We start from the raw sequence: 20,453 nt of genomic DNA on the forward strand, positions 1-20,453 counted from the left end.
AAACAACCTTGCCAGCCCAGTTAGCTTCTGGCAATGAGCGTCAAAAATGATTTTTTGACGCCATCTATAAATTGCGTTTCGGGTTTGAGTTCACGCCTTTGCGTTTGCTTACGCGGCAAACTTCTGAAGGAATGATATAAGATCATGGCGAAAGCGTCCAACATCGTCCTTTTGTAAGTCCGGGTTGTTGTGGGCTGCGTCGTTGCCAATTGCCGCCATTGAGTCGACGTGCTTCATCGTGATTTTATCGTAGACTTTAGCTTTGTATAGTTCTGTGTTGTAGTCTGCGATTGTCGGACGTTTCTTGGTGGGAAGGCAACCTCCACGATCACACATTTGAAGCAGGCGTTCTTCCAGTACGGCGCGTAGGATAACGCCGGAAGCGAGGACATATCCTTGGCCGAAGAGATACTCCGCCTGTTCGACCAAATCGGAAAACGCTTCAGCGAAAACCAAATCTTCGAAGCGTACCAACAAGTCATTGTCGAGCGCTTCGTCAATCGCTTTGAGCGTCCCCTGCATTCCAATGGCGGTCTCGATATTGTTGGGCGAGTCGCGAGCAAGAACTTCGCGCCATGGATCGGCGAGGTCACCCATCAGCTCAACGAGGAGTGCACACGAAGCACGCCATTTCTTGAATTGGGCCAAATCCACAAATCGTGGCGCACCACCAACCCAGTTGCCACTTTGTTTCCACTCGGTGCCAAGTACGCGGTCACCCTCGTCGATCAAGTTTCTAACTAGGTCGTGAATCCGTTCTCTAGCTGACATTCAATTATCGCGTTGAAGTTGTTTGAGGGGCAGAACGTTAGTGTTAACCGGGGTCGCCCAACGTGGTCACCATGTGAAACGGCCCTATGCGACCTCCGGTTCAACACATGGTTCTGACTGCTGTCATTTCGGCGCATTTAGAACGCGAATAATATAAAACGCGTCTCGGTCCTCCAGGATTTCGCTCAACCCGTTCTGTGGAAGTCGGTAAAGTGCCCGGCGCAACGGTAGGCATTCAATGTCAGATTGCGACTGTGCTGTAACCCCACGGCCAACGCGCACTTTAGGCACAATGCGGGAGCTAGGCTGACTTGCGCCGCTGTTTGATTTCGAGGATGATCAGTCGCTCATGTACTGAGCGACGCGATCCCTCATATCAAGTTATGGCTGTGACAAAAGCATTCGATGATGTTGATTCTATCTTACAAGAATTTGGTGATCTTGATGATCCAAGATCGACCATCAATCGCCACCATTTACTCGGTGACTTGATTGTCATTTCTATCATGGCTGTGATCGCTGGGGCTGATGGCCCTCTGGCGATCGGAACGTGGGCTGAGAACAACGAGGAGTGGCTCAAAGAGCGTTTGGAACTACCAAATGGCATTCCTTCTCATGATACGATCGGTCGACTCCTCGCTGCATTGAGCCCAGCGGCGTTTCAGTCTTGTTTTGAATCTTGGATCGCAAGCGTGACGATTGCTGAAGATGTCGAAGACCTCAATCAAATCGCGATCGACGGCAAGGTGCTCAGGCGGAGCCATGATCGGCGTAAAGGACTCGGGCCGCTGTGGCTGGTGAGTGCGTGGTCAGTGGATCGCGGTATCAGCCTGGGCCAACTCGCGACGGACGAGAAATCAAACGAAATCACTGCGATTCCCGAGCTTTTGGCGAACATTGAAATCAAGGATGCTGTGATCACGATCGATGCTGCTGGCTGCCAACGTAAGATTGCAAAGACGATTGTCGACGGCAAAGGCGACTACGTGCTTTCGCTCAAAGGCAACCAAGGCACGATCCACTGCGCGGTGGCAACGTACGTTGAAGAACAAATGGAAAATGATTTCGCCAGCGTCAAAGTACAGCGTTTCACTGAAACGTTGAAGGGACATGGCCGCAAGGATGAAATCACGTACTATCAAATGCCGGTTCCCATGGATCTGGCAAACCGTGAAAAGTGGGCGGGACTCAAGACGATTGGCGTTGCAGTCAGGTATAGTAAGAGTGGCGGCACATGGTCGACTGAGGCTCGATACTACATCACCTCCATTGCCATGGGAGTCAAGCGCTTCGCTCGTTTCGTCCGAGGTCACTGGGCAATCGAAAGTACGCTTCACTGGTGCCTGGACATGACGTTCCGAGAAGACGAATCTCGCGTCCGTGATCGCACCACAGCGAACAACCTCGCCTGGTTAAAACGCTTCGGATTGAGTCTTCTCAAGCAGCAAGATGACAAGCACAGCATTGCGATGCGTCGCCGAGTTGCCGGTTGGAACCTCGACTACTTAGCGCAAGTCCTTGGCATACCAAGAGCTTAGTGTGCGTTTGCCGTGGCTGTAATCCGCTCCCAGCCTGTATCGGGAGAGAGCGATCCGCTAAAGTACGCCGCGCGCCCCATTCTTGCGATCGCCTCACGAGCCTGCGCACGTGATGCATAGTCGGCAACCACAATGCGCAGTTGCTGAAATTCAATCTCTGACGCACAATCGGTTGTTCGAGCAACCGCGTCTTCAAGTTGTTCGATGCGGCATTTCAACTTCGCTATTGCTCGCTTAACTTCCGCAAGTTCGGCCAGAGCGTCATTCGGACGTTCCGTTGCCAATAGCGACGTAGAGCAAGCAAGCGCAAATGAAAACGTGATAAATCGAAACATCGTGAATCCTTCCAATCGTGTAAAGCAAGAGTTAAGGTCTATCTGCAAGTCAGAACGTCCAAAATCACCCGGTCGCGACGAGAGATTACCAATTGTCAAAACGCCCGACTTCGCGACTCGGGTGCATTTTTTTGTTCTGCTGCTTTCAGCACCAGTTTCGGTTGTCCGATGGCCTAAATTTGTTGAATAACGATTCGTATTCGTAACCGTCTTCGGCTACCAGCACGCAGTCCGTTGCGTGGACATTGTCGTGGAGAACCTTAATTGGATCATCAAGTGTTGGAATCGGCAACAATGCCAATATTCGTTCGCGAGCGTCTGGCAAATCGGCGAAGTCTTCGGCGTATTCTTTGTCCATAAATGTTGCCGTTTTTCGCATCTCATCCAGTTGGCCGCCCGCAGAAAACTTGAGCAGGTCACGCCAGTAAGGAACGGCCATCAAGATCGCAAGCCATTCCGTTAGATTGGACGCAACCCTTCCGGCTTGTCCTTCAGATGTGCCGTGAAGTATCGGGAGAGATTCCGCCGCAGAACTTAATCCGCATGACAGAAATACACCGCCAGTTCCCTCACCAGCAATGACGGTGAATGGCTGGGCCTGCTTTAGTTGAATCCAGTCGGTGTCATCGTCCGCCCGGTCAAGCGAAAAGTCGAACGGCCAATCAAGGTCTTCGACAACAGTTGCGTTTGATCTGATCTCAGCGAGCGTAATCATTCATCTTGCAGCAGAACGTCCGCCGTCACCGGGCGGCGAGAGTAAAACTAACCATCAGAAAACTCGCTGACGCCGCTCCGGTGCACGGCATGGTTACCCGCTGCTGTGAGTTCAAAGACGCAAATCGCCTTCAGTGTAGCTATAGTCTTGGATGCATTTCGCGTGACCGAGGAGCGAGTCTCCGCGACACGTAAAGTCAGCGCAACTACTGGTCGCAATTACTTTGTTTCGGCACATCAGTACGCTGACGCCGTGCTCTTCGTCCCAACCAACCGCGAAGTCGAGCGTGAAAAGCCCATGCCCGTCGAGTTCAGTATCGAAGAGCGAAATATCAGTCAGTGCTATCTGTTTCTGCAGCACCGATATGTCATCCCAGTTCTCTCGATTGCGTATCAATTCCCAGGTCGTGTTCGCATCTGACATGTACTGCAAGAAACTGTTGAAGTTCTCGTGGCAAGTCGGCCAGAGTTTGTTCGTTACGGCCCGCTCAATTGAGTTCACTCGTGAGGTTAGGTATTTCCAAGCGAGTTCCTGATGCCGTTGGTACCCGTTCTCCATCTGGTTGTGTGCGTAAACTTCGACGCGATTAACGCGGCGCGACCTCGAGTTCTTAGTCACAACTCCTCGTAGCGAGTCAAATTCGTAGATCAGCTGAGCATCGACAAACAGGGGTGCTTTCGTCTCCCAGACGATGCGATCATCCCAGCCATCAGCTTTGAAGTTGTCAAAGAAGGAGGTCAACGCAATCTCTCATTCGGGTAACTTGTTTCTTACCGGTCGGACCGGGTGAGAATAAGTGATTTGGGGGTGGTTTACTAGGTTCGGTGGTGAGAATAAGTCGGAGGCGGGTGACCTGTTCTCACGGGTTTGGGAAGTTTCCCTTGGGAAGGATCTTACTTGTTCTCACTTCCACAGGCTTATTCTCACCTCCTCATGTGCGGACTTCGTCCGCATGGGTGACATGCTTTTCAGCTTCGTGTTGCCCCCTAAGTGTCCTCCCCGCATTATGAGGGATTTTGGCTGACCGGTGGGCGGTTGGCAAGCATTTTTAGCGTCAGTGGACAGGCGTGCGGTGAAAACTTGTCCGCTCTTTTGAGGGCAGATGGGTAGACTGTCCGGGCTGGCGAAGGTGGGTCGGAATGGCCCCGCGTATCGGCAGCAGTGTTTGAGTATGGAAGTGCTCTCCGTGATCGTTCTCACTTAGCGATTGTGCCTGCCAAGCGATGGTTGCTGCCGCGTGATGGTTCGCATTTAGCGGTCACGGTATTTCGCAGGTGGCTTTTCCCAGCGATGTCATTTGGCGATTTTCGATTTCGTTCTGCTGGCGAACCGTGAGTCTGGTGTCGAGGGACTTTTACGATGGCCAACTATTGCAAATCTTCAAGCGGCGAACAGGGACTGAAGTGGGCCCGAATTTGGTTCAAGCAGTTTTGTCTGTTTCACCGTCGGCCGGTCGACCCCGCGAAAGAGTTTACTGCCGAGGAGGTGATCGCTTTCTTGCGTTCGAAGCGGGATGCGGGCGTGCCGGCATGGAAGCGGATGAAGGTTATCGAGGGGCTGATCGTATTTCGCGAATCGGTCCAGCATCGTGATCCGGCGGACCTGTTGCCGCTGCGTGAGACGATGCGAGGAATCGTTTCGATCGAACGCGCGAAGTCGGAGGGCTATGACACGATTGATGATGTGGTCGGCAAGATTGACCCGAAGGAACCGGATGCGATTCAGGAGTTTCGGCGTGCGCTGCGTCGGGGCGGAATGGCGTTGAGGACGGAGCGAACTTATGTGGGCAAGTTGAAGAACTTCATGGCCGATCGCGGATTGACTTGCTTGGCGGATTTCGAGCGAATCGGGGCGGCCGACGTAGAGGCTCACCTGACGGACCTGGCGGTCGATGGCAACGTGGCGCCGTCGACGCAGAACGTTTCGTTTCATTCGCTGCTGAAGTTCTTCACGTTGGTGCTCAAGCGTGAGATGGGGAAGATCGAGGCGATCCGTGCGACGAAGAAACCGATGACGCCGACGGTGTTGGGGCCGAAGGAGATCGCGGGCGTTTTCGAGGGGCTCAGTGGGGTGCATCTGACGATCGCGAAGTTGTTGTATGGATGCGGGATGCGGATCAGTGAGGCGATCCGTTTGCGGGTGAAGGATATCGATTTCGCGAACAAGCAGATTGAGATCCGGCAATCCAAGGGCGGCAAGAGTCGCTTGGTACCCATGCCGGATGATTTGACCGAGCCGCTGCGACGTTTTGTGAATAGCCGTGCGGCGCAGCATGACCAGGATTTGGCGGACGGGACGGCGTCGGTGTGGTTGCCGTATGCGTTGGATCGGAAGTACCCGAAAGCTCACCGGGAGCTGAAGTGGCAGTATTTGTTTGCGTCGCACCGGTTGTCGCGTGACCCGAAGACGGGGAGGCGGCATCGTCATCATTTGCACATGGATACGTTTCCGAAGCATCTGCGCCGGGCGGTGGAGTCGGCGGGGGTGTTGAAGCATGTGACGAGCCACACGTTTCGTCATTGCTATGCGACGCATCTGTTATGGAACGGGACGGACATTCGGCAGATTCAACAGTTGCTCGGTCACAGTGATGTGAAGACGACGGAGATTTACACGCATGTGCGGAATCCGAACGAGACGAAGGTGGTTAGTCCGCTGGATCGGTTGGTTCGTGAGCGGGAAGAGGAAGCAGTTAGGCGGGCTTCGGCTTCGTGACGGCACCGTGTTTGGTTTCGACCGATAGGTGAGCTGGCAGGGTCGCACGTCATCTTTGTGTGATCCGGAGTGAATGCCCGGCGATGCTGGACACCGAATCGCCAAACAGTACTGTCAAAAGATGCCGCCAACCAAACGCGGCCGGCCGGGGGCGAGGTTGCTAGGGCGATTTCTTTGTCCGAAGAGATTCTTTGTCCGAAGAGATAAGGTGCCGACGAAAAGGTGGCCGGTACCGCTGCGGCTTTTCGGTACCGCACACCTTTTTCTCACGTCGTTTTCAAAAGCTGCGAGTGTCGAACAGAAATTGAAGTGGGCGTGGATTTGGTTCAAGCAGTTCAGTGCGGTCCATCGACTTGCGGCTGATCGAGGGTTTGAGGCTTGGGGTGCTTGGAGTTGTGTCGGCCCGCTGGGCCTGGGGGTTTTTCTGTTGGGAGTATCCGGTGGCTGACGCCACCGGCAATGGTTGTGTCGGCCCGTTGGGCCTGGGGGGGCTGGTATTGGGGGCGGTTGGTTGGAGTTTGATTCTTGGTCTTAATCTTTCTCTTAATCTTGATCTTTGGTTTTGGGGTGGTGTGTGGTTGGGGGTGAGGTGCTGGTTTGTTTTGTGGGGTGGGCAGAAGTTAGGTTGCGCTGGGCTGAGCCTGCCGGTGGCTTGATGGCTGTGGGTGGCTGACCGAGGTCCTCGGTCAGCTAGTGCGCCTGCAAAGGCGATTGAATAGTCAGGTGCAAGTCCTGATCGGGGAGATCGTTACCGCCTCGTAGCTGATGGTAACTGCGTTTTCAACAGAAAGGGTGGAGAGCAACCAAAAGCGAATGAGCAGTCCGTAACTGTATTGTGAACTCGATTCGGCCAAGCCTGTCGGGGAGCCTCCTAGCAATGAGCGAACCCTTGACTGCACGCAATCGGCCCAGCGATGACCGATCCAGGTCAGCCCGACGACTGTGCGGGCGGTCGGTGCAGCAGCCACGACGATGAATGAACTCGGTAACGTGAGAAATCGAGCGTGGTGAAATGGCGATGCGGTGGTTGGAGACGGAATGTTCGGAAGTTCAATCGAGAGAAGCAGGGAGATCTCGGCGAGCAGCAGACCGCTGAAGCTCAGCCGAGAAGTCAGAGCCTCCATAGTAGTGTCGACCACCGGGAACCAAACCCGGTGCGAGCGAAGGGAGGCAGGGAAGTGGATACGAGAAGACCATGCCAGCGAAACGTAAATCGAAAGACTACATCCCGGTGACAGTGCCGTTTTCGGCGGAATCTCCGTCGGCCAAGGCTAGCCGTGCTGGAGACCTTGATGAGAAATCAACAATTGAGATTTCTGATTGGGCGAATCGCGTCGCATGGACTGATCGTATGTTGAACGCACTGTCCGTAGGAGTGCGAGGAGGTAAATGGCATGCCTTTATTGACAAGGTGTACCGTGAGCTGAACCTGTTCGTGTCGGCCCGCAAGGTTGTCGGCAAGAAGGGAGCAGCGGGAGTGGATCGGCAAAGCACCGAGGATTTCAGCGAACAGGAAATCGCTGAGATCAAGCAACTGTATGAACAGCTGCGAACCGGCACCTATCGCCCACAGGCGGTACGTCGGGTGCAAATTCTTAAACCGGGCAGCAAACAAACGCGGCCTTTGGGAATTCCAACGGTTCGAGACCGCGTCGTGCAAACGGCGTTGGTCAACGTCATTGAACCAATCTTCGACAACGAGTTCCATGAACGAAGCTTCGGCTTCCGCCATGGCCGCAGCTGTCATGATGCACTGCGAGTGGTCGAAGAGTTATTGGAGACCGGTCATGTCTTTGTGGTCGATGCTGACCTGCAAAGTTACTTCGACACGATTCCGAAAGACCGCTTGCTGGCGTTGGTCAGCGAGAAGATTTCGGATCGCCGGGTATTGGATCTGGTGAAGCGATTCTTGGACCAATCGGTCCTGGAGGAACTTCGCGAGTGGACGCCTGAGAGTGGCGTACCGCAAGGGGCTGTACTTTCCCCGCTGTTGTCCAATCTGTACCTCAACGAGCTGGACCACCGGATGGCCGATCTGGGCTACGAAATGGTTCGCTACGCCGACGACTTTGTGATCCTGTGTCGTAGTCAGGAGCAAGCGGAGTTGGCCCTTGAGGAAGTCAAACGCTTCGTCTGTGAAGCCGGTTTGACGCTGCACCCCGAGAAGACGCACATCGTTGACAGTCGGGCCAAGAGTTTTGACTTTCTTGGTTATTCGTTCCGCGGGAAGCTTCGCTTTCCGCGAGCGAAGAGTCACCGAAAGATGGTTGACACGATTCGACGGTTAACGTCCCGGAAGAGCGGCCAATCGCTAGAAGCGACGATCGTCCAGATCAATCGCGTGACGGTGGGTTGGTTCAGTTACTTTCGTCACTGTACGTGGAACATCTTTGACAAGTACGACGGGATGGTTCGCAAACGACTGCGGCGTCAGCTCTTGAAGCGTCATCGACGCAATCCTGAGCGGCTGTGTCGCACGCATCGTTGGCCCAATGCCTACTTCAGCGAGCGAGGCTATCGAAGTCTGCGTTTAGCCCACTCAGCTTACGTTCAATCCCTCGAGGGGACCCACTGACTGGAGAGCCGTGTGCGGGAGAACCGCACGCACGGTTCGGAGGGAGGGGAGTCCGGCTCAACCGGACTTCCCTACCCCTATCGGACGGACTGCACCGTATTGCACGCTGCTAGCCTGCGTGACGTATTGCAGGCTGCTAGCCTGCGATGGGTATTGTGGGTGGTTGCGTTGGTTGTGGTTGCGTTGGTTGTGGTTGCAGGCTGGCAGCCTGCACTACGGGGCGTTGGCGAGCTTGTTGCCTTTTGTCAACGCGTGTGACTCGCGTGTTCTGAAAAAGAGACGTGCTGAAGAAACGAAGGTTCGCGAGATTTGCGATAGAAAAACGCTCGCAACTTTTTGATGTGATGTCGGTTCGCGATCGCTGATCGATGGCTATGCCAGTTTCGCGCCGTTGGGAACGGTTCGGTCGGGAACCGCCAGGATGACGCTGCCGTCGGTGAGATAGAAACCCACGATCAGGAACTCGGACATGAACGGGCCGATTTGTTTGGCGGCGAAATTGACGACGCCAATCACTTGGCGACCGACTAGTTCTTCCGGCGTGTAGTTGGTCGTGACTTGCGCGCTCGTTCGTTTGGTTCCGATCTTCGATCCGAAATCCACGGTGACTTTGTAGGCTGGTTTTCTCGCTTCGGGGAACGCGTCGACTGCCGTGATCGTTCCGGCGCGGAGGTCGACGTTTTCAAAGTCGTCAAAGCTGATGATGCCGGATTCGGTCACGCGGCTGCCTAGCAACATGCCGATCACTTCATCGACACGGCGTTCTCGCGTCTCGGCCATTTTCGCGGTCGCAATGCGGTGCACGACGCTGCGGCGTTTGCCGGTTGTCCATTGTTGCCACGCATCCATCGCCGCCTCGTTTGCCTCGAGTGCGAACTGCAGTTCTTTAGGGACGTCGACGAAATCCTGATCCGCGATATCGAAGCTGACGCTGACGGTATCTCCAGGCGACGCACCGCAGAGTTTCTGCAGTTTCTTTGACACCATGAAATACCATTTGCCTTTGATTGGCATCAGCGCGCACTCGATTCGTATGCCGTTGACCTCGCCCTCGATGCGGAGACGTTTCGACTTCGTGAAATCAATCTTGGCAATGATTTGGGGTGGGACGCGAACCAGGTTTTCCTCGATTTCGGCGTTGAAGTGAAACGGGTAGTCGCTCATGGTGAAATGACTCGTTGGGGCGAAGGCTGCGATTGATTGGGCGGATGCGTGGGACGCCTTGCCTTCGATGGCAACTGCGTCATGGGGGACCTAGTAAATCGATTCGTGTGTCCAAACTCCCCGCAGGTTCCGCAGTTTGCCTCGTCGCGGTGGGGTGAGTGGTGAGCGGGTTGCATCGTGGCGGCGAACCGCATGATGACGCCGGACCAGATATGGGCTCAAGGGCAGATGATCTTGTGTTGAAGCCTGCGATTTGGCTAGCTCTAGCAAATCTTTGATGATAACGACCGAGAATTATCCCTCCCGCCCCAATGAACTGCGTCATGTCTCGATTCCCAACTCTCCTTGTCTGCAGAGCGGTATTGTGTTTTGGGATGTTGCTTTCCGGCGGTTGTGCATCGTGGCTCAATCGAGGCGACCAAGACGAGAGCCAGCGTTTTGAGAAGCTGTTGAAGGTGCCTGATCCACCGGATTTGATCCGCGAAGCCGCGATTCCACACGGGCTTCAAGAGATTCGCGTCGATGGCGTTGCGGTGGTGAACCAGTTGGCCGGAACGGGTGGCCCTGCCTTGCCGTCGAGTTTCCGCGACCGATTGCTCGAGGAAATGAAGCGTAATGAAGTCTCCGAACCTAATGAATATCTCGAACGCGACGACAATGCGTTGGTGCAAGTTCGCGGTTTGATCCGCCCGGGGGCACGCCGTGGTGATTCGATCGATCTGCAAATCCTGACACCTCCCAAAACGGAAGCAACGAACCTTCATGGTGGTTGGTTGTTGGACACGCGACTGCGGCACCAACAGGTGCTCAACAACTCCGTTCGCAGCAGTGATGTGCTCGCGATCGGAACCGGTCCGGTGCTGACGCGTGGGGATTTCGACGGCACCGATGATGTTACGTTGCAAGTTTCCGGACGTATCTTATCGGGCGGCTTGGTTCAATCGGACCGCAAGCTCGGTTTGGTTTTGCGTCCAAAGTTTCAGCACGTCAAAATGGCGAAGGCGATTGCCGAAGCGATCAACCGCCGCTTTTACTTCTTTGACGGCACGACACGGCGTGGAATCGCCAATGCCGTGGAGGACGACTTCATCGAGATCGACGTTCATCCTCGCTATCGTCAGCACGAAGAGCGGTTGATGGAGGTGGTGCGAGCGATCACGGTGGCACCGGAATCGAGTAACACACAAGCACGTTTGGTTGAATTGGCGGCGAAGTTGCGTGTTCCTGAAAATGCGGCCGATGCGGCGTTACAACTCGAGGCGATCGGCGAGGGGGCCATTCCGACGTTGGTCGAAGCGACGTCGATGCCGAATCCTGAATTGCGGTTTTATGCCGCCGAAGCGCTTGCGTATTTGGATCGAAACGAAGCGATCGAACCGTTACTCGCGGGAATTCGCGCCGAGCCAGCCTTTCGGTCTCCATCGCTGTCCGCGTTGCTCGGTTTGCAACATGCGTCCGCGGTATCGGCGCTCCAGCAATTGCTAGACGAAGACAGCCTCGAAACTCGCTACGGTGCGATGACAGTCTTGCGTGACCGTAAAGACGCTCGTGCTTCGTTGGGTGGTGAAAACCTGAAGGGCCAGTTCCGTCTGTATCAAATCAAATCAAACGGTCCGCCTGCGGTGATCGTCTCGTTGACCCGCAAACCAGAAGTGGTGTTGATGGGCGAGGTTTCGCCGTTGGAATTGTCATCGTTCTTTATCGGTCCTGCGGGATTGGTTGTACGTCGGTTGAAGCCCGGTGAGAGCGCGGAGTCGATTCCCGGTGGTGGTGCGGCACGGTTGCGAATTAGTCGGTTCCGTCCCGGTCGTCCGGACGCGTTTGCGGAAGTGGATGCGACTCTCGCGGGTTTGGTCCGTGGGATTGCCGAAGTCGGTGGTGGCTATGGCGATGCTGTCGCGACCCTGAGGATGGCCAAGGAGCAAGGCGTCCTGGTCGATCAGCTCGCGTTTGATCCGTTGCCGAAGTCTCGCCGCAAGTACTATCGCGACGAAGATGGATCCGGCGAAGAAGATGAATCGGATGAGGACGACGTGAAGGCACTCTAGTCTTCGTCGAGAGGTCGCCTGGTTTTGAGCGGGTATCCGAGCTGTGATTGCGATGTCGCCATGTGGTCTGATTGATGTTGAATCTTTCAGCCGCCACCATCCCTGCGGGCGTTTCCTTCTCAACCACGTTCATATAATAGGCGGGATGGGCTTCCGGCCTGTCGTTGCTGAATCACCAGTGTGGATGGCGTTCCCGTTCATCGGGGGCCGCGCAAGTGTTTCGTCTGATCGATCGGGAATCGCGATGACGGCGGAGGCCTACCGTAAAGGTGCTCGCGAGGTTCATTGCGGTGCATTTCAAGCGGAATTGCAGGCTAATCCCTCCACTGCGTTCGTCGTTGATGCTAATGCCCGGGCGTCCCTGTACTCGCACGTATCCTGTGGCAGAGGATAGAATGCGTCCTCAGGACGGGAGCGGCGTGCGTTGATGCGTTGGTCCTGTCGACGCGTCCGGACGTCCGCATCGGCGGGCAATACGTTGTTGGGTTGTAGACGATGAACAAGAGTGCTCAGGCTCAAGCGCCGCCACCGCTGTCGACCAGTGAACTCAATCGCATGCGGGCGCAGACGAAGTTGCCCGGCGAGGACATGACGATCGCGGAGACGCTGCGCGTGATGGACGTGGCCCGCGAAATGCGTGAGCAGCGGGAAACGGCGGAAGAGATGTTTCGCCACGACGAGGTCCGCGTTCGGCTCCGCGAAAAGCTGATGCGAACGGCGGCCTTGTCGGGAGATCGCGTCACGGAGGCGGAAATTGACGCGGCGATCGATCAATATTTGGCAAATTTGCATACTTACGAATCTCCCAAGCCCGGATTTAAGAAATTTCTGGCCTATTGCTGGATCTGGCGGTATCGAATTTCCGCGGCCGCGATTGCCGCGGGTGCCGCTGGGGCGTGGTTTTTCTTTTGATTCCCAACTTGCCGCCTGTTTCCAAACGACTCCTTTCGCCGCCGATCTTTCATGCCGATCCCTGGACCACTTGTTTATCGCCAACTCATTTCCGCGTACGACGAAACCGCCGCTCGCATCGAGCGGTTGCGTGGTCAGATGGGGCAAATCGAACAGGAGCGTGACAAGCTCGAGGATGACCGCGATCAAACGCTGTCGAAACTCGCCGAGCACTACCTGCCTGACCTGTCGCCTGAATCCGTTCAGCAAACATGGGTGTCGGTGCGTCCGACGATGCGTGAAATCCTTTTGCGAAAGGAAAATCGTGTCCGCGAATTACGCGAAGAACTGAGCGACGAGGACCACCTCCGCAATCGTTTGGAAGAAGATCTCCAACGCGTTAACCAACGGCTCGACGAGGCGGAGCAAAAGCAATCCGAAATCGCGACGCAGGTCGAAGAGTATTTAGCCGAGCAACCTGAATTCGTTGATCTGTCCAACCGTGCCGGACAAGCGGAACTCGCGTTGCAGCGAGCGGAATCCAATCTCGACGAAATCAGCCAGGACGCCGCTCGCAAATTGCCAGCCTACAACGAATGCAAACTGTTTTCGTATTTGAAAGATCGCGACTTTGGCACGCCGGAGTACGCTCATCGCGGGTTCACCCGTCGGATGGATCGTATGGTCGCGAAGTACGTTGGCTACAACGAAGCGAAGCGAAACTTTGATTACTTAACCAACACCCCCGCTGCGATGAGAAAGATTATCGCGGAAGATCGTTTGGCGTTGGGGACCGTGTTGACCGAATTGCAGGACAGCCGAGACCGGGCGGCGAAACAGTTCGGTTTGATGGCTCAGATCCAAGCCGTCGAATCGCTGACGAAGGAACGTGAGTCCGCATTGGCGGCGTTGGACGCGGCGGCGACGGAGTGCGAATCAACGATGGTGGAACTCAATGAACTCGAAGACCCCCGTTGTCAATACTATCGGGAAGCGATCGATTTGTTTCGGCGGATGTTGGCCGACACCCAGTCGAGTGAACTGCGTCAGGCTGCACGCCGCACTCCGGAATTGACGGACGATCAGATTGTGGCGTCGCTGCGCGGTATCGAATCGCAGCTCGATCGGAACGATTTGACCACTTCTCGGCACCATGACGAATTGCGACAGGGGCAGGAAGTGCACCAAGCGGTCGGGCGTCTGACGCAGCGGTTTCGGGCGTCGGGGTTTGACCGCAGTCGTTGTCAATTTTCGGATGCGTTGGACATTGGGGCATCGCTCGACCGGGTGCGCAGCGTTCGCGATGTGGACGAGTTATGGGGGGCCATTCGACGCAATCAAAGTTGGGGGCCAACGACGATGGATAAAATCACGTCGGTGGCCACCCACCCGATGACGCAGGTGATGATCAACGCCATGGCTCACGCGGCCGCGGGAGCGATGAGCGAACACGCACGACGTGCCGGTCGCCGCACGGGCCGGCGTCCGGGACAACGCGGTTGGTAACGAAGTCGGGTAAACGACACAGGGATGCGACGCTACGGGGGGATGCGGGCTGAAAAGACGTGGGTTGGCGAAATTTTCCGAAAACTGCTCTTGCGGTCACTTCGCTCCAGTAGCGATATGCGGAGACATCAAACCAACGTCCGCCAAGAAATTACGTATGAGCGTGGAGTGCGATCATGCCGTTTCGTAAATCAGCCTCAATTTTGAACCCGCACAGGGAGCATTCATTGAATACCCATCGCCCATTCGCCAACCCAACTCCGTCACGTGGACGCCACGCAACGATGCTCTCTCGCATCTGCGTCGTTCTCTTCGTGACAGTCGGTTTTTCGCTCACCAACGTGGGCTCCGTCGCGGCTCAGGGTTCGGAACCGTCTGCGTTTCAAAAGCTGAATCCGATGAACTGGAAAGTTCCTTCTTTCCGTTTGCCGAATTTCCTGGTCGGTCACGACGATCAAGATCGCATCGTTGAACGCAAAAACGGGTTGGTGACGGACGTGAAAACAACGGCATCACGTTCGTGGCAAAAGACGAAAGAGACCTTCAACCCGGCTCGTTTGAACCCCATGAATCTCTTTGCCAGTTCAGCTACCGAGCCCGCCACGGAGAAGAAACCAGGATTCTTCAGCTCGCTATTGTCACCTGCTGCACCGGAGCCCGAAGAACGCGTCGCGACGGTCAACGACTGGCTCGGTCAGGAACGGCCTAAGTAGTCGCCGCGACATTACGAATACACTGCACCCGACGGGTTCGGCGAGAGACTAACCCTCTTTCTCGTCAGCACGTCGGGTTTTTTCGTGCGCGCTCAGTACCAACGGGCAATTCAACGTGACGTTCGTTGCGGGGCTGGTGCTCGCGTTAGCTGACATCGTTCGGATGCCGTTTCCACCGAGAACCGGTATCTGGGTCGTTCATTGGCGGATGTCGCTGGATGGCACAATCCGCAGGATCGTTACAGAGAGTTCGGGTGACCGGGAATTTGCGATCAGATTGATAACAAGAGGCAAATCTTATCTAGATTCGTGCCCGCGAATCGGTAGTAGCTCATTTTTGTAACCTAGTTTTTCAACAGGATTGAAGAGCCACTAGTATCAACGGTTGGTGCGACCGCTCCCGTCAAATCGGGTCCTAACGCGGTAGAGGTTCGGAACCCTTACTGTATGAACTTCCTTCAACTGCTGAATATGTTGTCATGACTGCTGTCGACAGCGCTTCGTTCGACTCCATTCGCCGCAGCGTCTCCCCGCATGAGGACGTGTGGTTCCTGTCTGGACCGACAGGGCCGAGTGATTCGTTGCAACATACGCCGGTCGACCGCCAGCCGTTCACGGTCGGGCGTCAGTCGGGCACATCGATGAAGCTGCAGTTTCGCACCGTCAGCGGCAACCACGCTGAGTTGCGATTGATCGACGGTCGTTTGGTGATCCGCGATCTTGATAGCACCAACGGAACGTACGTTAACGGGAGTCGAATTTCCGAACCAACCATCGTCAGTGACGAAGACCTCATTCACTTTGCCGAAGCTCCGTTCCGCATCCGTCGGCAATCACCGACGGGCATGACGGCAGGAACGATCTCAGAAAACGTATGTGACCAGGCGCTCGCTCTGGTTCAATTCGACCGGTTGATGAGTCAACGACTCGTTCGTCCTCACTTCCAACCGATTGTGACGTTGCAAGGCGCCCGCTCGATCGGGTTTGAGATTCTCGGCCGAGGAAGCGTCTTCGGTTTGGAATCCGTCGGTGCAATGTTCCAAGCCGCCGAACAATTGAACCTCGAGGTTGAACTGAGCCGTTTGCTTCGTTGGGAAGGTTTACGCGTCGGCCGCGAGATTCCCGATCAACCGACATTGTTTGTCAACACGCATCCGAAGGAAATGGAAGACGGTCAATCGTTGATTGATTCGTTATCGAAGGTTCGCACGATGGCCTCGAACACAAAGATCGTGTTGGAAATCCATGAAGCGGCGGTAACGGACCCGGCGTTCATGCGTCGATTGCACGCGTCGATGAACGACCTCGACATTCAGTTGGCCTACGATGACTTTGGTGCCGGGCAGGCTCGTTTGGCAGAGTTGATTGAGGCTCGTCCGGATTTCGTGAAGTTTGACATTGGACTGATTCGGGGCATCGATATCAACGATGTCAATCGCATGCGAATGCTGCAATCGCTCGTGAAGATGGTGCAGGATCTCGACATCGCGGCTCTTGCCGAAGGCATCGAAACGGTTGAAGAGGCGGACGCCTGTCTAGAACTCGGTTTTGATCTCGCCCAAGGTTTCTACTACGGTCGCCCTGCTCCCGCGTAGTGGGAGTGGCAATGATCTGTTGCCAAGCCTGAGCATCTCAGGTGATGGCATACCTGTTTACGGTTCCCGGATTCGCCGGCATTGAGTCCTCCGAACTCAGGCGACGCTGGATGCATTGAATTAGCAAATGCTCCAGTATCCGAAAACACGTTGAACGCGAAAACCTTACTCGTGGCGGAGTGCGTCGATCGGATTCATGCGAGCGGCGCGAATAGCCGGATAGAGTCCGCTGATCAAACCCACCGTCACGGCAATGACGACCGCGAGCGGAATCGTTTCTAAAACGATCGACGGATGGGAATCGCGAATCGCACTGGGCAATGCCGCGAATTGATCTGGGAAGCTGGTCGAGATGAGCAGGATCGCGCCGCGGTACATCGGGGGCCCCAAGAATCCGAGCACGATGCCGAGTGCAGCACCGGCGAACGACAGCAGGATCGTTTCGACGAGGAATTGCCGGACAATGTCGCGTCGTTTGGCGCCGAGGGCACGGCGGATACCGATTTCGCGCGTCCGCTCTGTGACGCTGGCTAACATGATGTTCATGATCCCGATACCACCGACGAGCAGTGAGATGCAGGCGATCAACACCCCGATTCCGAGGAACATGAGTCGCAGGTTGCGGGCTTGCTCGAGCAATTCGAGCGGCACCACAACGGCGATATCTTCAGTGTCGGCATGTTTAGCACCCAGGATGCTCTCGATCACCTTGGCGGTCGGACGGACCTGTGAGACGCGTTGCACCTGCATGGTGATTTGGTTCAGTTCCATGATTTCGATTTGAAACTGGCCGCTGCGCCGGGTGACGATCGTGTCGCCGATGCGTTTCTGCATCGTTTCGAGAGGGATGTAAACGTCGCGATTGAATTCCTGCGAATCCAGCGATCCGCCGATGGCGGCCGAGGCGTTGCGTGGTTCGAGAACACCGACGATGCGGTAGTAATCTGTGTGCTCAGGAACGTACAGGCGTTTGCCGAGTGGGTCCTCGTACGGAAACAACTCCTGGGCGACGTCAGCGGCGACCACGCAAACGTTTTCGTTACGTGCCCCATCGGCATCGGTCAGGAATCGCCCACCGCGTTTGCGAAGTTGCAATCGGTTAACGTCTTTGTATCCCGGTGTGCAGCCAACGAGGCGTCCGGAAATGAGTTTGTCACCACGGGTGAATTGGCGTTTGATTTCTCGGATCGGGACGGCGGTTTCGAGCGTGGGTAAGGTCGCGATGATTTGATCGAGTTCACTACGCAACAGCCCGTACTTCGTTGCCGCCATGCCGGTGAGTTTTTCGTCTGGTGGCTTGATCGTGCGAACGATAATGGTCGTGGCACCGAGAGATTCAATTTGTTTCTGAACCTGTTCACTGGCGCCCTGGCTGATCGCGGTCAGCACGATCACCGACCAAACGCCGATGAGGATGCCGAGCATCGTTAGGCCGGTGCGGAGCGGGTGGAGCGTGAGGCTCTTGATGCCCATTCGTATCGTCCGAAGCCAAACTAGCATGTCAGACCCTGTTTGTTCTTGACCGCGAGGGCAGCGGCGGCTTGCATTTCTCGTGCGGTCTTGCGTCGCTCGTCACTGACGGGTTCGTCGCTGTGCAACATGCCGTCTTTTAGGCGAACGATTCGGCGGGCGCGTTCGGCAACGTCGTCTTCGTGTGTGACGAGAATGATAGTTCTGCCTTCGCCGTTGAGTTGATCGAACAATGCCAGAATTTCGTCGGTGGTCACACTGTCGAGGTTACCGGTTGGTTCGTCGGCGAGGATGAAGTAGGGATCGTTAACGAGACTGCGGGCGATGGCGACGCGTTGTTGTTGTCCACCAGACAGTTGGTTGGGACGGTGGTCGAGCCGGTCGGAGAGCCCGACCTGATCGGCTAACTTGACCGCTCGGGCGCGTTCTTTGGCACCGAGAAGCCCCTGGTAGTAAAGAGGGACCTGAATGTTTTCGACGACGGTCAACTGCTGGATTAAATTGTACGACTGAAACACGAACCCGATGCGACGACTGCGAATTTCGGCGAGTTGGTCGTCGGTCATCAGGCTGATGTTGTCGTCACCTAGGAACAGACTCCCGGCGGTCGGTTGATCGAGGCAGCCGAGCATGTTCAACAGCGTGCTTTTGCCGCTGCCCGAAGGGCCCATGATCGCGACGTAATCGCCCTCAGGAACATCGAACGAGACACCACGGAGCGCCCGCACGGTTTCGCTCTTGAGGACGTACTCTTTCGTCAATCCGTCGATTCGCGTTGCGAGTGATTGTCCACTCATGCAGCCGGATTTTCCGGTTGGTTTTTACCGGCGCCCGGGCCCGGTTTTCCTTCGCCACGGCGAGTCCGCGTTGAGGTGGGTTCCGAAACGGCGTCTCGGTTCACGTCGGTTTCCGGTTCGGCATCGGCGGTAATGGTGACGGGAGGTTTGGGGGCCAGAGCGACCATGTCACTGTTGTCTTCGACAACGATCTCAGGCAGGTCCATTAACGATAAGTGTTCACGAAGATTCAGCACCGCTTGGTCACCGACCTCGAGGCCAGAGGTAATACTAGCCATGGTGTCATTGGTGGCGGCGATCTGCACCTGGCGGGTTTCGAAACTCTGTTTGCCGGTTTGGACCAACGCAAACATCTTCTTGTCGTGTTCGTAGATGGCCTGAATCGGAACTTGGATGGCCTGAGGCAATTGCTCGACGAAAATTTCGACTGCCGCCGTCATACCGGTGCGGATGACCTCTGGCGGGTCCACGATTTCGATCACAACACCGTATTCTTTGATCGACGAGCTGAACCAACTGCCCGGTTCGGCATAGCGGTTAACCTTCGCGACGTGGCCTTTGAGAACCATGTCCGGCAGCGCGTCGATGCGGATTTTCGCAGCCATGCCTTTTCGCAACAGAGTGATGCGTGACTCGTTGACTTTACAGCGAACCTGCATGCGTGTCGGGTCGGGCAACCGAATGATCGCTTGACGTTCGCGGATGACCGCGCCGGCCTCCACGACGAATTCGGCGTTACCGCCACGACTGCTGTACTTGTTAGCGTGAACGACGACGCCATCGGTCGGAGCCGTCATCACGCACATTTTGATTTGGTCTTGGATCTCTTGCAGTTCGGTGCGTTCTTCGAGCAGTTTTTCTTCGGCCGCAGAAAGATTCGCTTTGGCTGCATCGATATCGCTGTCGTACTGCACGAGCATTTTGCGTTTGGTGAGTTCCTGCAGAACACGCAGACGCCCTTGAGCGGCCTCGAGTTGATTTCGCGTGTTCGCGAGCGCAAATTTGTCGGCGTCGAGTTGCAACGCGTTGACGAGTCCTTTGGCGACGAGTCGCTCGCTACTTTGTAGAGCAAGCTGCGCTTTGCGGAGTTCTTGCTCGGCGACGGCGATCTCGCTGAGGATCGCTTTCTCTTCGGTCAGGTAGATGCCTTCGAGGTACTCTTGGCGAGAAATCGTGGCTTGTTCGAGCAGTGCGTCCGCGGTGGCGAGGTTGGCCTCGGCGGTGATGACCTCAATTCGGTCCTCTTTGAGTTCCATTTCCAGATTCGAGGAATCGAGCTCGACGAGTTTGTCGCCCTTCTTCACGCGTGCTCCTTCATCGATCACCCACAGGATTGGTGTGCCGGTGTTCCCACGCGATCGGATTTCGCAGACGACTTCCGTGTTGCTGCTGCTTTCGATTTCGCCCTGTTCGATGATGGTATGGTCAAACGGGGCTTCGGTCACCTCGCTGACGATCAGCGAATCCGGTGACACCTGTTTTTGGCGTGCTTTGTACAGGTCGTACCCGTACCATCCGGAACCCGCGATGAGGGCGGTAAAGACGAGCAAAGCGATCTTCGCTCCGCCGTGACGCATGGCACGCTGGCGATTGGTGGGGATTTGGGGAAGCATGAGGAGC

16 protein-coding genes are annotated in these 20,453 nt (G+C 55.7%); 8 read left to right on the forward strand and 8 right to left on the reverse strand.

The genetic code is table 11. The annotated features are described in order from the left end of the window. Positions 1-108: 108 nt before the first annotated feature. On the reverse strand, positions 109-771 hold the full coding sequence (locus FHS27_RS20795; protein ID WP_184306772.1) for a DUF4145 domain-containing protein: 663 nt from the start codon (positions 769-771) through the stop codon (positions 109-111). A gap of 383 nt (positions 772-1,154) precedes the next feature. Between FHS27_RS20795 and FHS27_RS20800 the strand changes: the two genes are divergently transcribed. Next, the gene (locus FHS27_RS20800; RefSeq protein WP_184306773.1) at positions 1,155-2,309 is read left to right on the forward strand and encodes an ISAs1 family transposase; all 1,155 of its coding nucleotides are present in this window, start codon (positions 1,155-1,157) and stop codon (positions 2,307-2,309) included. On the opposite strand, the gene FHS27_RS20805 is transcribed toward FHS27_RS20800, so the two are convergent. The 3 genes from FHS27_RS20805 to FHS27_RS20815 form a co-directional block, all read right to left on the reverse strand. Then, on the reverse strand, positions 2,306-2,644 hold the full coding sequence (locus FHS27_RS20805) for a hypothetical protein (protein WP_184306774.1): 339 nt from the start codon (positions 2,642-2,644) through the stop codon (positions 2,306-2,308). The two genes, FHS27_RS20800 and FHS27_RS20805, sit on opposite strands and share 4 nt — an antisense overlap. A 145-nt stretch (positions 2,645-2,789) precedes the next feature. Beyond that, a complete protein-coding gene (locus FHS27_RS20810; RefSeq protein WP_184306775.1) occupies positions 2,790-3,359 on the reverse strand; it encodes a hypothetical protein in 570 nt (189 codons plus the stop codon). Positions 3,360-3,470: 111 nt separating this feature from the next. After that, entirely contained in the window at positions 3,471-4,100 is a 630-nt protein-coding gene (locus tag FHS27_RS20815) for a DUF6985 domain-containing protein (RefSeq protein ID WP_184306776.1), read from the reverse strand. 618 nt (positions 4,101-4,718) lie between these two features. Between FHS27_RS20815 and FHS27_RS20820 the strand changes: the two genes are divergently transcribed. Together FHS27_RS20820 and ltrA are read left to right on the forward strand one after the other, a co-directional pair. Further along, positions 4,719-6,074 (forward strand): integron integrase, encoded by a 1,356-nt coding sequence (locus FHS27_RS20820; protein WP_221225271.1) that lies wholly within the window; start codon positions 4,719-4,721, stop codon positions 6,072-6,074. Between the two features lie 1,195 nt (positions 6,075-7,269). Continuing rightward, on the forward strand, positions 7,270-8,649 hold the full coding sequence (gene ltrA, locus FHS27_RS20825; protein ID WP_184306777.1) for a group II intron reverse transcriptase/maturase: 1,380 nt from the start codon (positions 7,270-7,272) through the stop codon (positions 8,647-8,649). A gap of 372 nt (positions 8,650-9,021) precedes the next feature. Here ltrA and FHS27_RS20830 read toward each other — a convergent pair whose 3' ends face one another. Beyond that, positions 9,022-9,813, reverse strand: a complete 792-nt coding sequence (locus FHS27_RS20830) for a tRNA-binding protein (protein ID WP_184306778.1) — start codon at positions 9,811-9,813, stop codon at positions 9,022-9,024. Positions 9,814-10,136: 323 nt separating this feature from the next. Here FHS27_RS20830 and FHS27_RS20835 point away from each other — a divergent pair, with 323 nt between their 5' ends. From FHS27_RS20835 to FHS27_RS20855, 5 genes are all read left to right on the forward strand, one after another. Continuing rightward, positions 10,137-11,861, forward strand: a complete 1,725-nt coding sequence (locus tag FHS27_RS20835; RefSeq protein ID WP_246420424.1) for a HEAT repeat domain-containing protein — start codon at positions 10,137-10,139, stop codon at positions 11,859-11,861. A gap of 495 nt (positions 11,862-12,356) precedes the next feature. Further along, on the forward strand, positions 12,357-12,773 hold the full coding sequence (locus FHS27_RS20840) for a DUF6384 family protein (protein ID WP_009093627.1): 417 nt from the start codon (positions 12,357-12,359) through the stop codon (positions 12,771-12,773). Positions 12,774-12,824: 51 nt separating this feature from the next. Continuing rightward, positions 12,825-14,258 carry a hypothetical protein gene (locus FHS27_RS20845; protein ID WP_184306779.1) on the forward strand — a complete coding sequence of 478 codons (1,434 nt, stop codon included), beginning with the start codon at positions 12,825-12,827 and terminating at the stop codon, positions 14,256-14,258. 227 nt (positions 14,259-14,485) lie between these two features. Continuing rightward, on the forward strand, positions 14,486-14,971 hold the full coding sequence (locus FHS27_RS20850) for a hypothetical protein (protein ID WP_246420426.1): 486 nt from the start codon (positions 14,486-14,488) through the stop codon (positions 14,969-14,971). Between the two features lie 479 nt (positions 14,972-15,450). After that, positions 15,451-16,566, forward strand: coding sequence for an EAL domain-containing protein (locus FHS27_RS20855; RefSeq protein WP_184306780.1), 1,116 nt, complete (start codon positions 15,451-15,453; stop codon positions 16,564-16,566). A 165-nt stretch (positions 16,567-16,731) separates the two neighbouring features. Here FHS27_RS20855 and FHS27_RS20860 read toward each other — a convergent pair whose 3' ends face one another. From FHS27_RS20860 to FHS27_RS20870, 3 genes are read right to left on the reverse strand one after another with little or no spacing between them, the layout of a single operon-like run. Then, a complete protein-coding gene (locus FHS27_RS20860; protein WP_184306781.1) occupies positions 16,732-18,066 on the reverse strand; it encodes an ABC transporter permease in 1,335 nt (444 codons plus the stop codon). Continuing rightward, on the reverse strand, positions 18,060-18,833 hold the full coding sequence (locus tag FHS27_RS20865) for an ABC transporter ATP-binding protein (RefSeq protein ID WP_184306782.1): 774 nt from the start codon (positions 18,831-18,833) through the stop codon (positions 18,060-18,062). Before FHS27_RS20865 ends, FHS27_RS20860 begins: the two co-directional genes overlap by 7 nt. Beyond that, positions 18,830-20,446 carry an efflux RND transporter periplasmic adaptor subunit gene (locus FHS27_RS20870; protein ID WP_184306783.1) on the reverse strand — a complete coding sequence of 539 codons (1,617 nt, stop codon included), beginning with the start codon at positions 20,444-20,446 and terminating at the stop codon, positions 18,830-18,832. Before FHS27_RS20870 ends, FHS27_RS20865 begins: the two co-directional genes overlap by 4 nt. Between the last annotated feature and the right edge of the window lie 7 nt (positions 20,447-20,453).

The sequence above is a fragment of the Aporhodopirellula rubra genome (assembly GCF_014192335.1).
GTDB classification, from domain to species: domain Bacteria; phylum Planctomycetota; class Planctomycetia; order Pirellulales; family Pirellulaceae; genus Rhodopirellula; species Rhodopirellula rubra.

Coding starts and splice junctions, on each gene's coding strand:
- FHS27_RS20795 (WP_184306772.1), bottom strand. CDS start 771: ATGTCAGCTAGAGAACGGATTCACGACCTAGTTAGAAACTTGATCGAC.
- FHS27_RS20800 (WP_184306773.1), top strand. CDS start 1,155: ATGGCTGTGACAAAAGCATTCGATGATGTTGATTCTATCTTACAAGAA.
- FHS27_RS20805 (WP_184306774.1), bottom strand. CDS start 2,644: ATGTTTCGATTTATCACGTTTTCATTTGCGCTTGCTTGCTCTACGTCG.
- FHS27_RS20810 (WP_184306775.1), bottom strand. CDS start 3,359: ATGATTACGCTCGCTGAGATCAGATCAAACGCAACTGTTGTCGAAGAC.
- FHS27_RS20820 (WP_221225271.1), top strand. CDS start 4,719: ATGGCCAACTATTGCAAATCTTCAAGCGGCGAACAGGGACTGAAGTGG.
- ltrA (WP_184306777.1), top strand. CDS start 7,270: ATGCCAGCGAAACGTAAATCGAAAGACTACATCCCGGTGACAGTGCCG.
- FHS27_RS20830 (WP_184306778.1), bottom strand. CDS start 9,813: ATGAGCGACTACCCGTTTCACTTCAACGCCGAAATCGAGGAAAACCTG.
- FHS27_RS20835 (WP_246420424.1), top strand. CDS start 10,137: ATGTCTCGATTCCCAACTCTCCTTGTCTGCAGAGCGGTATTGTGTTTT.
- FHS27_RS20840 (WP_009093627.1), top strand. CDS start 12,357: ATGAACAAGAGTGCTCAGGCTCAAGCGCCGCCACCGCTGTCGACCAGT.
- FHS27_RS20845 (WP_184306779.1), top strand. CDS start 12,825: ATGCCGATCCCTGGACCACTTGTTTATCGCCAACTCATTTCCGCGTAC.
- FHS27_RS20855 (WP_184306780.1), top strand. CDS start 15,451: ATGACTGCTGTCGACAGCGCTTCGTTCGACTCCATTCGCCGCAGCGTC.
- FHS27_RS20860 (WP_184306781.1), bottom strand. CDS start 18,066: ATGCTAGTTTGGCTTCGGACGATACGAATGGGCATCAAGAGCCTCACG.
- FHS27_RS20865 (WP_184306782.1), bottom strand. CDS start 18,833: ATGAGTGGACAATCACTCGCAACGCGAATCGACGGATTGACGAAAGAG.
- FHS27_RS20870 (WP_184306783.1), bottom strand. CDS start 20,446: ATGCTTCCCCAAATCCCCACCAATCGCCAGCGTGCCATGCGTCACGGC.